General features: G+C 69.4%; 12 protein-coding genes. 7 read left to right on the forward strand and 5 right to left on the reverse strand.

Going from position 1 to position 12830, the window contains the following annotated elements; all coding sequences use genetic code 11:
- Positions 1-5 precede the first annotated feature (5 nt).
- A complete protein-coding gene (locus tag JQX13_RS48920) occupies positions 6-956 on the reverse strand; it encodes a TIGR02757 family protein (protein WP_203406248.1) in 951 nt (316 codons plus the stop codon).
- 129 nt (positions 957-1085) lie between these two features.
- On the opposite strand from JQX13_RS48920, the gene JQX13_RS48925 reads away from it, so the two are divergent.
- Positions 1086-2258, forward strand: a complete 1173-nt coding sequence (locus JQX13_RS48925; RefSeq protein ID WP_203406249.1) for an epoxide hydrolase family protein — start codon at positions 1086-1088, stop codon at positions 2256-2258.
- Positions 2259-2344: 86 nt separating this feature from the next.
- Here the strand turns inward: JQX13_RS48925 and JQX13_RS48930 are convergent, their stop codons facing one another.
- Both JQX13_RS48930 and JQX13_RS48935 read right to left on the reverse strand, forming a co-directional pair.
- The gene (locus JQX13_RS48930; RefSeq protein ID WP_239015515.1) at positions 2345-2812 is read right to left on the reverse strand and encodes a MogA/MoaB family molybdenum cofactor biosynthesis protein; all 468 of its coding nucleotides are present in this window, start codon (positions 2810-2812) and stop codon (positions 2345-2347) included.
- A 165-nt stretch (positions 2813-2977) separates the two neighbouring features.
- Complete coding sequence (locus JQX13_RS48935) at positions 2978-3295, reverse strand: Rieske (2Fe-2S) protein (protein ID WP_203406251.1); 318 nt, start codon at positions 3293-3295, stop codon at positions 2978-2980.
- Positions 3296-3498: 203 nt separating this feature from the next.
- Between JQX13_RS48935 and polX the strand changes: the two genes are divergently transcribed.
- The 3 genes from polX to mrtX are packed head-to-tail and all read left to right on the forward strand — an operon-like array spanning position 3499 to position 6528.
- Positions 3499-5178, forward strand: a complete 1680-nt coding sequence (gene polX, locus JQX13_RS48940) for a DNA polymerase/3'-5' exonuclease PolX (RefSeq protein ID WP_239015518.1) — start codon at positions 3499-3501, stop codon at positions 5176-5178.
- Positions 5179-5212: 34 nt separating this feature from the next.
- Positions 5213-5809, forward strand: a complete 597-nt coding sequence (locus JQX13_RS48945; protein WP_203406253.1) for an MXAN_2756 family trypsin-like serine endoprotease — start codon at positions 5213-5215, stop codon at positions 5807-5809.
- Positions 5806-6528: a myxosortase MrtX gene (gene mrtX, locus JQX13_RS48950; RefSeq protein WP_203406254.1), complete on the forward strand. Its 723-nt coding sequence runs from the start codon at positions 5806-5808 to the stop codon at positions 6526-6528. The genes JQX13_RS48945 and mrtX overlap by 4 nt, the downstream gene beginning before the upstream one ends.
- Here mrtX and JQX13_RS48955 read toward each other — a convergent pair whose 3' ends face one another.
- A complete protein-coding gene (locus JQX13_RS48955) occupies positions 6529-7362 on the reverse strand; it encodes a class II glutamine amidotransferase (protein WP_203406255.1) in 834 nt (277 codons plus the stop codon).
- Positions 7363-7575: 213 nt separating this feature from the next.
- Between JQX13_RS48955 and dnaK the strand changes: the two genes are divergently transcribed.
- The 3 genes from dnaK to JQX13_RS48970 all read left to right on the forward strand — a co-directional run bounded on the left by dnaK (position 7576) and on the right by JQX13_RS48970 (position 11544).
- Positions 7576-9195 carry a molecular chaperone DnaK gene (dnaK, locus tag JQX13_RS48960; protein WP_203406256.1) on the forward strand — a complete coding sequence of 540 codons (1620 nt, stop codon included), beginning with the start codon at positions 7576-7578 and terminating at the stop codon, positions 9193-9195.
- 816 nt (positions 9196-10011) lie between these two features.
- A complete protein-coding gene (locus JQX13_RS48965) occupies positions 10012-10764 on the forward strand; it encodes a J domain-containing protein (protein WP_239015519.1) in 753 nt (250 codons plus the stop codon).
- A 27-nt stretch (positions 10765-10791) separates the two neighbouring features.
- Positions 10792-11544 (forward strand): CvpA family protein, encoded by a 753-nt coding sequence (locus JQX13_RS48970; RefSeq protein ID WP_203406257.1) that lies wholly within the window; start codon positions 10792-10794, stop codon positions 11542-11544.
- A gap of 10 nt (positions 11545-11554) precedes the next feature.
- Here the strand turns inward: JQX13_RS48970 and clpX are convergent, their stop codons facing one another.
- The gene (gene clpX / locus JQX13_RS48975) at positions 11555-12628 is read right to left on the reverse strand and encodes an ATP-dependent Clp protease ATP-binding subunit ClpX (RefSeq protein WP_203406258.1); all 1074 of its coding nucleotides are present in this window, start codon (positions 12626-12628) and stop codon (positions 11555-11557) included.
- Positions 12629-12830: the final 202 nt, after the last annotated feature.

Below are 12830 nucleotides of genomic sequence, written 5' to 3' on the forward strand. Positions count from 1 at the left end.
ACCACTCAGCGGGTAGCCCGCCTCCTCCCCTCCGTGCCTCCGTGGGCCTTCACCGTCTTTCGCCCGACAGCACAGGCCGGAAGCAATTCGCACCGCGCGCAATTCTCCGGAACGGGCTTCGTGGGACACACGCCGCTCATGCCGTAGTGACACAGGGCGAAGTCGAAGCGCACGGGGTCCTCGGCATCGAGCGCGCGGAGCGAGGCCGTCACCTCCTCGGCGGTGCGCCAGCTCAGATCCTTGCGGCGGGTGAGGCCCAGGTGCTTGGAGATGCGGCCGATGTGCGTATCCAGGGGGATCAGCAGCGCCGAGGGACGCACGCGCTTCCAGATGCCGAGGTCCACGCCATCCGGACCGCGCACCATCCAACGCAGGAACAGGTTGAGCCGCTTGGCCGCGCCGGCCCCCAGGGGCGAGGGCAACAGGTGGTGCAGGCCGCGCTCGGGCCCGAGTGCCTCGCGCAGCGGCTCCATGGGCACGTCGCGCAGGGCCGAGGTGAAGGCGTCCAGCGCCCCATGCCAGGAGCCACGCGCTTCCAGTCCCCGGACGAAGAGCGCCTCCAGGCTCCCGAGCTCGCGCAACGCGCGGCCCATGCCCAGCAGCAGCACCGCCACGTCCGTGCCCACGTTGAAGCGGTAGACGAACCCGTCGAGCAGCTCACGCGCTCCGGCCACGTCCAGCTCGCGCACGAAGGCCGCGGGAGACGGGCCCATGCGCTTCAACAACGCATCCACCTTGGGCCGGAAGAGGTCCGCGCGCCCGTAGGCCAGCGCCGCCGCCAGCAGCGCGCTCACCTCGATGTCTCTCGGGTTCTCATAACGGTGGGGGAACTCCAGGGGATCGAAGGCGATGCGTGCCCGGCTGTCGGTGGAGGCCAGGAAGGCATCCAGACAGGGGCGCAGGCGCTCGGCCTCGAGCGGGGTCAGCCCTGTGTTTCCTTTCGTTTGCCGGGCCATCGTTCTGTGAACTCCATGCACTCCGTAGCATGGAGCAACCCGCTTCGCCTCGAAGTTCATCCTTCCCTTGAAGCGAGCCCGACCTAGGTTCCCCTCCGCGGATCCAACCCCTCGCAGAGGTGCCCCAGCATGAAAACGGAACGCTTCACGGTCTCCATCCCCGATCACGTCCTCGAGGATCTCCGCCAGCGCCTGGCGCGGACACGGTGGCCGGGCGACTTCGCCAACGACGAATGGACCTACGGCACCCAGCAGAAGTACCTCGTCGAGCTCATGCGCTACTGGGAGAAGGACTTCGACTGGCGCGCCCAGGAGCGGGCCATCAACGCCTTCAACCACTACCGCACACGGCTCGACGGCATCCCCATCCACTTCATCCACGAACGGGGCCAGGGACCGAGCCCGATTCCGCTCATACTGACGCACGGCTGGCCCTGGACGTTCTGGGACATGAACAAGCTCATCCGGCCCCTGACCCATCCGGCCGAGTTCGGCGGGAGCCCGGAGGACGCCTTCGACGTGGTGATTCCCTCGGTGCCCGGCTACGGGTTTTCCACCCCCCTGACGAAGACGGGAATCAGCTTCGTGGAGACGGCGGACCTGTGGGTCCAGCTCATGGAGGGGCTCGGCTACTCGCGCTTCGGCTCACACGGAAGCGACATCGGCGCGTTCGTTTCCGCACAGCTCGGCCACAAGTACGCGGACCGGATGATCGGCATCCACACGACCTTCCCGCTGCCCCTCGACGCCTGCACCGACGGCCACCCGCCGCCCTCCGAGTACGGCCCCGACGAACAGGAAGCACTCCAGCGAACCCTTCACTTCATGAAGGAAGGCATCGGCTACGTCGGCATCCAGAACACCCGGCCCCAGACGCTCGCGTATGGCATGCACGACTCGCCCGTGGGCATGTCCGCGTGGCTGCTGGACAAGCGCAAGACCTGGAGCGACTGCGACGGTGACGTGGAGAAGGTCTTCTCCAAGGACGAGCTGCTCACGGTGATGACGCTCTACTGGGTCACCGAGAGCTTCGGCACCGCCGCGCGCTTCTACTACGCGAACGCGCACCAGCGCTGGCGGCCCTCGCACTCGCGCACGCCCGTGGTCGAGGCCCCCACGGGCGTGGTCATCATGCCCAAGGACGTCGTGCAGATGCCGCGACGCTGGGTCGAGCGGTACTACAACGTCCAGCGCTGGACCGATGCACCTTCCGGAGGTCACTTCGCCTCCGTGGAGAAGCCCGGATTGCTGCTCGAGGAGATCCGGGCCTTCTTCCGGCCGCTGCGCAAGCAGCTGCGCTGATCAGGAGAAGAGGATGGGGTTGCGGTTGCGGCCGTGGGGCGCCTTGTCCAGGTCGCCCTTCTCGCGGTGGCTGTCGAGCTCGGCCTTCAGCGCGTCAGCTCGCGCACCGCGTGGCCCAGCTCGGGGAGGATGAGCTTCTGCAACCCGAGCCGCACCGCCTGCGGCGAGCCCGGGAGCGCGAAGAGGATCATCCCCTGGTACGTGCCCGCCGTCGCCCGGGACATCATCGCCGCGCTGCCGATCTCCTTGAACGACAGCATCCGGAACAGCTCGCCGAAGCCGGGCAGCGTCTTCTCGAACAGCCCCTGCAGCGTCTCCACCGTGCTGTCACGGCGGCCGATCCCCGTTCCACCGTTGAAGATCACCGCCCGCGCGCCCGCCTCCTGCGCCTCCTTCAGCGTCGCGCGGATGGCCTCGGGCTCGTCCTTGATGACCTTGTAGCCGCTCACCGAGTGCCCCTCGCCCTCGAGCAGCTCGCGCAGCACCCGCCCGCTCTCGTCCTTCGACGCGTCCCGGCTGTCCGAGCACGTCACCACGAACGCGCTCACGTGCACCGGCGCGTGCGACTTGTGCTCCGCGGCCGTCCGCGACCCGTGCTCGTGCCCGTGCTCATGGCCGTGCCCGTGGTCATGACCATGATCGTGGCCGTGGTGGTGCCCGTGACCATGCCCGTGGTCATGGTCGTGATCGTGTCCCTCGTGTCCCATCCTGGTTCCTCCCTACACGTCCTTGTCGGACAGCTCGACGAGCAGCTCCCCGTTCTCGACCTCGACCTTCACCGTGGGCTGATCGTCGCAGACGCCCGGCGAGGTCTCGTTCTTGCCCGTGTCCATGTCGAAGCCGACCTCGTGGCAGGGGCAGACGACCATGTTCCCCTCCAGGCGGCCACCGGACAGCAGGCACCCCGCGTGGTTGCACCAGTCGTCGAGCCCCTTGTAGCGCCCGTTGATCCTGGCAACGCACAGGCTGCGCTTACCCACTTCGTAGCCCCGCATCTCCTTTTCGGCGAAGTCCGCCGGTCCGAGCTTGATCTTCATCGGTTCCGTCTCTCGTAACGCTCTGGAATCAACACGGGTGCTCTTGTATCCCGACATGGCCGGGCCTGGGGAAGTCTCTCACGCGGACCTCACGTTTCCGCTCGCCTGCACCCCCATTCCGTGGGCATTAACTTCCCCCCGTGACGACTCCCGATAAAACCGCCGTGGTCCAGGTCCTCCGGGACATCTCGCTCCTCCTCCAGATGAAGGGGGAGAACCCCTTCCGCAGTCGCGCGTACGACACCGCCGCCGACCGCATCGCCGGCCTCTCCGAGGATCTCGGCGCCCTCGTGCGCGAAGGCCGCCTGCAGGAGCTCCCGGGAATCGGTCAGGCCATCGCCGACAAGGTCTCCGAGCTGCTCACCACCGGAAAGCTCGCCTATTACGACACCCTGCGCGCCGAGTTCCCCCCGGGCGTCCTGGCGCTCGTCCAGGTGCCCGACCTGGGCCCGAAGAAGGCCCTGGTCCTCGCGCGCCAGCTCGGAGTGGACGGAGTGGACGCGCTGGAGAAGGCCTGCCGCGAGGGCCGCGTGCGCCAGCTCCCGGGCTTCGGTGAGAAGAGCGAGGCCAAGATCCTCGCCGGACTCGAGCTGTACCGGCGCACCCGCACGCCCCGGCGCCTGCTCGGAGAGGTCATGCCCGTGGCCGAGCGGCTGCTCGAGTCCATCAAGACCGCGCCCGGTGTCATCCGCGCGAGCGTCGGAGGCAGCCTGCGCCGGCGCGCGGAGACGGTCGGGGACGTGGACCTCATCGCCTCGGCGCCGGATGCCAGCGCGGTGTTCGATGCCTTCTCCCGCGCGCCCGAGGTGGCCCACGTCATCGGCCGGGGCGAGAGCAAGTGCTCGGTGCGGCTGCACGAGAAGGATCTCCAGGTGGACCTGCGCGTCCTGCCGGACGAGGACTTCGCCACCGCGCTGCATCACTTCACGGGCTCCAAGGCCCACCATGTGCGGCTGCGCGGGCTCGCCCACGAGCGGGGGCTGAAGATCTCCGAGTGGGGCATCCACCGCGACGACGGCACCAAGCTGCACGTGCCCGACGAGGTCGCGCTCTACCGGCTGCTCGGCATGCAGTACATCCCGCCCGAGCTGCGCGAGGACACGGGAGAGCTAGAGGCCGCGCTCGAGGGCCGGCTGCCCGAGGATCTGATCACGATGGAGGACATCCAGGGCGCCGTGCACGCCCACAGCACCTGGTCCGACGGGAAGAACTCGCTGGAGGAGATGGCGCGCGCGGCCCAGGCACTGGGCCTGGAGTTCCTCACCGTCACCGAGCACAGCCAGGCGGCCATCTACGCCGGAGGCCTCAAGGAGGACGACCTGCGCCGCCAGTGGGACGAGATCGACCGCGTCAACGACACCGTCAAGGGCGTGCGGCTGCTCAAGGGCATCGAGGTGGACATCCTGGAGAGTGGAGCGCTCGACTACTCGGATGGCGTGCTCGAGAAGCTCGAGGTGGTCATCGGCTCCATCCACGTGCGCCACGGCATGGACGAGGAGCAGATGACGCGCCGGCTGCTGCAGGCCTTCGACAACCCGCACCTGCACATCCTCGGACACCCCACCGGGCGCCTCATCCAGAACCGGGAGCCCTACCCCGTGCGCATGGAGGCGGTGCTCGACAAGGCCGCCGAGCGGGGCGTGGTGGTGGAGGTCAACGGCAAGCCGGAGCGGTTGGACCTGAAGACCGAGCACGTGCGCATGGCGCTCCAACGCGGGGTGAAGCTGGTGGTGAGCTGTGATGCGCACAGGGCCTCGGACCTGGGCAACCTGGCCTTCGCGGTGGCCACCGCGCGCCGGGGCTGGGCCCGCCGGGGAGACATCCTCAACACCCTGCCCGCCGAGCAGTTCATCTCCACCCTCCGGAAGCAGCGAGCCGCCTGACGCGGGCCAGCACCGGTGCTAGGCTCCCCGCGCCTTGCTTCGCCGCCTGCTCCCGCTCGTCCTCCTGCTGCTCACTTCCCGCGCCTCCGCCGAGGATCGCCCCACCCTGGCCGATCTCCGGAAGGTCCTGGCCATGCACGAGCGCTCCGTGGTGAAGGTGCACGGGAGTCGCGGCACCGGTCCGGGTGTCATCGTGGGTACCGAGGGGCAGGTGCTCACCTCGGTGCGCCACGTCAGCCTGGACGCCGCGCAGGTGGAGTACGAAGGGCAGACGCTGCCGGCCACGGTGGTGCTCGCCAACGCGTACTTGAAGGTGGCGGTCGTGGCCGCGCCAACGGGTGAGTACCCCGCCGTCCCCGTGCGCGTGTCCGCCGGGAACCCCGTCGGACAGTGGCTCATCGGCGTCGTGCCCGGACGAGGCCGGAGGAAGGAAAAGCCGGCGGCGGCCCTGGCGCGCAAGGCCCCCGAGCCCTTCTTCGACGTGGACCTGGCGCTGCCCCCGGGCAGTCCCCTCTTCGACACCACCGGCCGGCTGGTGGCGGTATCGGTCCAGCGCAAGGGACGCGGCTGCCGGGCCCTGTCCCTGGAGGTCGTCCGTCAGCAGCTCAGCACGAAGGTGGCCACGCCGTGAGCGCCTCCGCGGCCACGCCCTGGCGTCCGAATGCCGTGCAGGAGGTGGTGGGCCTGTGGGGGCTGGGCTTCCTGGGCATCATCATCGCCTTCCTCCTCTTCGGAGGCTCCGGCATCCCCAAGCTGGTGGCCACGGTGGGCTTCCTCTACCTGCCGCTCATCCCCATGCGCTGGCGCGGCGAGGACTACCGCGACTATGGGCTCTCCCCGCGCACCTGGCGCGAGGACGTTCGCCTCTTCCTCATCATGAGCGCGGTGGTGTTCCCCCTCTTCTTCGGGGCCTTCGCGCTGTGGACCGAGGTGCTGCAACACCTGCCTCCGGAGCTGGCGCGCCTGCTGGCCCCCTTCCGAGGCGGCGCGCACTTCACCCCCCGGCTGCCGCCCCGCTTTGGGGAGTGGGTGGTGGACCAGCTCTTCGTGGTGGCCCTGCCGGAGGAGTTCTTCTACCGGGGCTACATGCAGGCGCGCCTGCGGGACGCCTGGCCCCACGGGCGGCGCTTCCTCGGCGTGCGGCTGGGCCCCGCCTTCTGGCTGACGGCGCTGCTCTTCGCGCTCGGCCACCTGGCCATCTTCCAGGTGTGGCGCCTGTCCGTCTTCTTCCCCGCCCTGCTCTTCGGCTGGATGCGCGAGCGCACGGGCAGCGTGGTGGGCGCCGCCCTCTTCCACGCCGCCTGCAACCTCTTCGTGCGCTTCCTCGAGGTGTCCTTCTTCGGCGTCTGACTACGGCGTCAGGTGGCGCACCCGCAGGTCCGAATCCACCGCCAGCGTGGTGCCCTCGGTCAGCTCCACCCAGCCCGCCGGGCGCTTCAGGTGCGAGGCGACCACCACCGAGTGATTGCGCCGGTGCGCCACCACGCCCGGCTTCGTGTCGGGCATGCCGGGGGTGATGCCGCACACCTCGCAGCGATCCGTGCCCTCCAGCCGCGTGTAGTACAGGGGCTGGGTGCCCAGGCGCGTGGCCACCAGGAGGTAGCCATTGGTGGCCACGAAGTTGAGCGTGGAGGTGCGCGCGGCTCCCGCCTGCGCCGAGGCCTTCGACAGCGCCCGCGCCGTGTCCGCCAGCAGCCTGCCCGCCATCTCCGCCGGCAGCCTCGGGTCATCCGAGTGCCCCGACTCCCACAGCCGCTTCAGGTAGAGCGCGAACGCCACCTCGCTGTCCGTCTCCCCGCGGATCTGCCGTTTGAGGAAGTCCGGCACCTCGTCCAGCAGCCCCGCGCGGAGGCTGGAGAAGTCCTGGAGACTCCCCTGGTGCGCGAACAGCCAACGCCGCGAGCGGAACGGCTGGGTGTTCTCCTCCAGCGACAGCCCCACGGGCAGACGCCGCCCATGGAAGAGCAGCGCCTCCGTCTCGTGCAGCGGAGCGAGCGATTCCAGGGTCAGGTCCGCGTCGCGCGGAAACCGGCGGAGGAGGACGTCGTCCTGGGCGTAGGCGCCAATACCCACGGCGTTGGACCGCCCCTCCTCTCCCTGAAGGGAGACCTGCCCCTCCAGCCGATGCAGTTCGCACCGCACCAGGTTCGGATCGGACGTCAGGACGGCCAGCACGACGGACATGAGACAAACCCCCTTGTTTCCTCCATAGATAATGCCGCCCTCCGGGCCACTCAAGCCGACCTCGCGGCCCCAGCCAGTCCTGCCAACCCCTTGAAAGGATTGGGATTTACCCAAACGGAACGTTTGACAGCCCGAGAGCGAGGTGCCTAACATCCCGGCGCCTTCCCGAGGGTTGGGATTTCAACGGCCCTCCCTGGCTACACCGGAGACGGAATGTCGGACGACATCGCGATCGGCATCGACCTGGGCACCTCCACCTCGTGTGTGTCCGTGGTGCAGGACGGTCAGCCGTTCGTCATCCCCAACGAGTGGGGAGAGACGACCCATGCCTCGTGCGTGTCCTTCCTGGAGGACGGCTCGGTGCTGGTGGGCAACGCGGCCAAGCGCAACATCATCACCAACGCCGAGTCCACGGTGTACTCGGCCAAGCGGCTCATCGGGCGCTACTACTTCTCCGACGAGGTGAAGAAGGCCCAGGCGGTGATGCCGTACCAGATCGTCGAGGGCGAGAACAACTCGGTGCGCATCGCCGTGCGCGGGCACACGTACTCGCTGCCGGAGATCTCCGCGCTCGTGCTCAAGGAGATGAAGGCCATCGCGGAGACGTACCTGGGCCGAGAGGTGACGAAGGCCGCCATCACCGTGCCCGCCTACTTCAACGACAACCAGCGCCAGGCCACCAAGGACGCGGGCCGCATCGCCGGGCTGGAGGTGCTGCGCATCCTCAACGAGCCCACCGCGGCGGCGCTCGCCTACGGCTTCGGCCGGGACGTCAACCAGCGCGTGGTGGTGTACGACCTGGGCGGCGGTACCTTCGACGTCTCCATCCTGGAGATCGGCAAGGACGTCTTCGAGGTGCTGTCCACCGCCGGTGACACCTACCTGGGCGGCGACGACTTCGACGACCGCATCATGACGTGGCTGGCGGACGACTTCATGAAGCGCACGCGCCTGGACCTGCGGCAGAACAAGTTCTGCCTGCAGATGCTCAAGGACGCGGCCGAGCGGGCGAAGATCGACGTGGGCAGCCACGGCGTGGCGGACGTGCTCTGCGAGGGCATCTGCCAGGACGCCAGCGGCAAGGTGTTGGACCTGACGGGCCGGATCACCCAGGACCAGTTCAACCGGATGGTGATGGACCTGGTGCAGCGCACCTTCAAGGTGTGCGACGAGGCGCTGCAGTCCGCGCGCATGACGGCGGCGGACATCGACGCGGTCATCCTGGTGGGTGGCCCCACGCGCCTGCCCATCATCCGCAACTCGGTGCGCCACTACTTCCAGAAGGAGCCCAAGGAGGGCATCAATCCGGACCAGGTGGTGGCCATGGGCGCGGCGCTCCAGGCCAACGCGCTGCTGGATACGGCCACGGAGACCTTCCTGGTGGACGTGACGCCGCTGTCGCTGCGCATCGGCACGGTGGGCGGCTACACCGAGAAGGTCATCGAGAAGAACACCCCGGTCCCCATCGACCGCTCGAAGACCTTCACCACCAGCCGCGACGGTCAGGAGAAGGTGAAGATCCGCGTCTACCAGGGCGAGTCCAACCGCGCCGACGAGTGCGAGATGCTGGGCGAGTTCGAGTTCTCGGGCTTCCGCATCGGCTACCGGGGCGAGGTGAAGATCGACGTGACGTTCGAGATCAACACCGACGGCCTGTTGAACGTATCGGCGACGGATCAGGAAACGGGGCAGAAGACGTCCACCACGCTCACCATGTCCTCGGGCATGTCGGAGGCGGACATCCAGCGCTCCATGCAGAGCAACAAGCAGATCCAACTCGCGGGTCATGATGGGGGTGACCTGCCCGCCGTCGCCACCAGCCGACGGAGATAGACCAGCGCGATGTCCCAGCCTCCCCAGAATGGCGCCGGTAAACCCCCCGCCCCTCCGGCACCGAGCCAGCCCGCCACACCGGGCTCCCGGGCGACTCCATCGGCCGCCGCACCCGCCGTGCCTCCGGCCCGGCCGTCCACCCCTGGCGCCCCGCCTGCTCCTGGCGCCCCGGCCCCCGTGCGTCCTCCCGTGACCGCGGCCCCGGGCCAGCCCCCGCAGCGTCCGACCGCGGCGGGAGTGCCCGCCGTGCCCTCTGGAGTCCGTCCGGCGGTGCCCGGTGCGCCCGCGACACCCGGTGCCCCGGCCGTGGCCCGTCCGCCTCCGGCACCCGGTGCGCCTCCGGCCGCGCCGTCCGGAGCCCGCCCCGCGGTGCCACCCGGCGCGCCCACGGTGCCAGGAGTGCCCCCCCCGCCTCCCGGTGCGCCCCAGGCTCAGCGCCCCATGGGGACGCCCGCCGGGACGCGCCCCACCGCGACCGCGCTCCCGAGCGTTGCGCCCACCACGCGGCCTCCCACACCCGGCGTTCCCCCGCCGCATCCGCTGACAGCGGCCCCGCCGTCCCGTCCGCCTCCCGCCCCAGCGCAGGGGGCCGTGCCGCCCGCCCCCGCTTCCGGAGCGCGCCCCGTCGTCCGGCCCACGACCTCGCTCCCGGCCGTGGCGCCTCCCGGGTCGACGCCCGTGCGTCCTCCCTCCGGAAGCAACCCGGTCCGCCCTCCGGCGCCTCCCGCCGGTGCGCTCCAGCCTCCCCCTCCCCCGCCCGCCGCGATCCAGCCGCCGCCTCCGCCGGGTGCGCCACGTCCACCGGGAGTGCCCGCCGTGGCGTCCGTGGCTCCGTCCGTCGCGCCGCTCGTGCCCCCGGTGGCGCCCATGGTGCCCGCCATCGCCCCCGCGGGGACACCGGTGCGCCCTCCGTCCGGAGCCGCCCCCGTCGTCCCGCCTCCGCCGCCCCCCGCCGCGGTCCAACCTCCGCCCCCGCCGCATCCCTCGACCGGGAAGGACCTGGACCCGACCCAGCTCGCCGAGCTGTGGGAGCGCTGCTCGAAGCTCGACCAGCAGGACTACTTCGAGGTCCTCATGGTGGAGCGGACGGCGGCGCCCGCGGACATCAAGAAGGCCTTCTACCGGGAGAGCCGCACCTACCACCCGGACCGCTTCTTCCACCTGTCGAACAAGGAACTCAAGGACCGGGTCAACGAGCTCTACAAGCGCGTCACCGAGGCCTACTACGTGCTGAGGGACGACGCGAAGCGCCGGCAGTACACGGCGAACATCTCGGGACCCGAGCGGGCCCAGAAGCTGCGCTTCACCGAGACCTCCGAGGCCGAGACGCGCGCCGCCTCCAAGCGTCAGGTGGAGGAGCAGATCGGCACGCACCCCAAGGGGCGCCAGTTCTACCAGACGGGCGCGGCGGACGCCGACGCGGGCCGTTGGTCCGCGGCCGAGCGCAACCTGAAGATGGCGCTCACCTATGAGCCGGCGAACACCCGCTACAAGGAGAAGCTCGCCGAGGTCCAGAAGGTGCTACACGAAGAGGCACGCAAGCAGGGCGACGCCTTCAAGATCCGCTGACGGACACCTGGCGGAAGGGGGAACCGCGTGACCATCGACCTGATCATCCTGGGACTGGTGCTGCTCTTCGCCGTGGTGGGCGCCATCTCCGGAGGGGCGAAGCAGATCGCCAACATGGTGGCGCTCGCGGTGGCGTGGTTCGTCTCGCGCAAGCTGGGCACGTACGTGGGGCCAAGGATGGCGGACGCGCTCGGCGGCGTGCCCCTGCTCATCGGCACGCTCGCCGGCTCGCTGCTCGTCTTCATCGTCGTGCTGGTGGCCGTGCGCTACGCGCTCACCGCCCTGCTCCAGCGGCTCCTGTGGAGCAAGGATCCGGACAAGCGGACGCTGGATGGCTTCATCGGCTTCGTGCTTGGCGGGGCGAAGGTGGTGGCCATCACCTACGTCATGCTCAGCGCGCTCGTCTTCGCCGAGCAATACATCGTGGTGGCGGGCAAGCGCATGGGCCTGTCGCCCAGGGACTCGGTGTCCTTCGGACTGGCGCGCCGCTACAACCTCTTCGAGATGACGCAATTCTCCGCCGTGAAGGACATGATCACGGTGGGACAGGTGGCGACCGACCCCGAGCGGGCCCGGCGCCTGGCGGGCAACCCGGCCTTCAAGTCGCTCAAGCAGGACCCCCGTTTCCAGAAGGCCCTGGCGGACAAGCAGCTCCGCGAGGCGATGGAGCGAGGCGACACGCAGGCGGTGCTGCGCAGCGACCTCATCCTCCAGCTCCTGCGGGATCCGCAGTTCGTGGCCCGACTCGGGGCCGCGGCACGGGCCTCCGAGCGCAAGTGAGCCCGGGGGCTCAGGCCCCCAACCCGACGTGGGACTCCAGCCCCGCCAGGCGGGAGCGGACGAAGCCCTGGTCCACGGTGAACTGATGGCGGCGGTGCTCGGGCGCCTCGAACATCACGTCCGACATCACGTGCTCGAGGATGGAGCGCAGACCGCGAGCGCCCAGACCCTTCTCGATGGAGAAGCGGACCACCTCGCGCAGGGCGTCCTCGGTGACATCCAGCTCGATGCCGTCCAGCCCCAGCAGCTCCCGGTACTCGCGGATGATGGAGTCCTGGGGCTCGGTGAGCACGCGCAGCAGCTCCGGCTCGCCGAGAAGCTCCAACTGCACCACCACCGGCAGACGGCCGAGGAACTCGGCGAGCATCCCGTACTCCACCAACTGCTTGGTGGTGATGCGCTTGCGGACCTTCTGGGGCTCCTGAGCCCCGAACCCCATGGCTCGTGATTCGACGCTACCGCCGTACTCGTGCAGGTCCGAGAACGTGCCCGCGCAGATGAACAGGATGTCCCGGGTGTCGATGGGCACGAAGTCACCGCGATTCCACGCCTGCGTGACATTCATGGGGACGAAGACCTCGCGGCCCTCGAGCAGCTTGAGGAGCGCCTGCTGAACCCCCTCGCCCCCGATGTCCCGGCTCCCCGCGCCGTTGCGCGCGCTCTGCGAGCGCCGGGCGATCTTGTCCACCTCGTCGATGAAGATGATGCCCCGCTGGGTGTCCTCCACCGAGTGGTTGGCCTTGAAGAGCAGGTCCGCCACCATCACCTCCACGTCCTTCCCGTAGTAGCCGGCCTCCGTGTACTCGGTGGCGTCCACGGTGGTGAACGGGACGGAGAGGATCTCCGCCAGGTTGCGGGCGATATGGGTCTTCCCGCTTCCGGTGGGCCCGATGAGCAGGATGTTGGACTTCTTGAGTAGCGAGGTGCGCCGCATGCGGCGCGCTTGAATCCGCTTCAGGTGGTTGTGGGCGGCGATGGCCACGGCCCGCTTGGCCGCCTCCTGGCCGATGACGAATCTGTCCAACCGCTCGTAGATTTCCCTTGGGGTCATCAACGGCGAGTCCCTGCGTGCGGACGACTCCATGTACCCTCCCCTTGGCTCCATGCGGGCTCCCGGACCTCCTCACGGGAAGGGTAGGAATCCGCTGGAGGACAGCCCACCCATTGCAGGGAGAAGGAGGGCGCCGCCGCCGTCGTCTGGCCGGCCGCCCCTCAACCAGGAGTTGAACGGCGGGGGGATTCCCGATACTTCCCGCGCTGTCCTTTGTTGGACACCATCCACCCCT

Source organism: Archangium violaceum, from assembly GCF_016859125.1.
Classification (GTDB): domain Bacteria; phylum Myxococcota; class Myxococcia; order Myxococcales; family Myxococcaceae; genus Archangium; species Archangium violaceum_A.

Excerpts from the sequence above, each read along its gene's own strand:
- clpX (WP_203406258.1), bottom strand. The coding sequence starts at position 12,628 with ATGGAGTCGTCCGCACGCAGGGACTCGCCGTTGATGACCCCAAGGGAA.
- JQX13_RS48935 (WP_203406251.1), bottom strand. The coding sequence starts at position 3,295 with ATGAAGATCAAGCTCGGACCGGCGGACTTCGCCGAAAAGGAGATGCGG.
- JQX13_RS48955 (WP_203406255.1), bottom strand. The coding sequence starts at position 7,362 with ATGTCCGTCGTGCTGGCCGTCCTGACGTCCGATCCGAACCTGGTGCGG.
- polX (WP_239015518.1), top strand. The coding sequence starts at position 3,499 with ATGAAGGGGGAGAACCCCTTCCGCAGTCGCGCGTACGACACCGCCGCC.
- JQX13_RS48925 (WP_203406249.1), top strand. The coding sequence starts at position 1,086 with ATGAAAACGGAACGCTTCACGGTCTCCATCCCCGATCACGTCCTCGAG.
- dnaK (WP_203406256.1), top strand. The coding sequence starts at position 7,576 with ATGTCGGACGACATCGCGATCGGCATCGACCTGGGCACCTCCACCTCG.
- JQX13_RS48920 (WP_203406248.1), bottom strand. The coding sequence starts at position 956 with ATGGCCCGGCAAACGAAAGGAAACACAGGGCTGACCCCGCTCGAGGCC.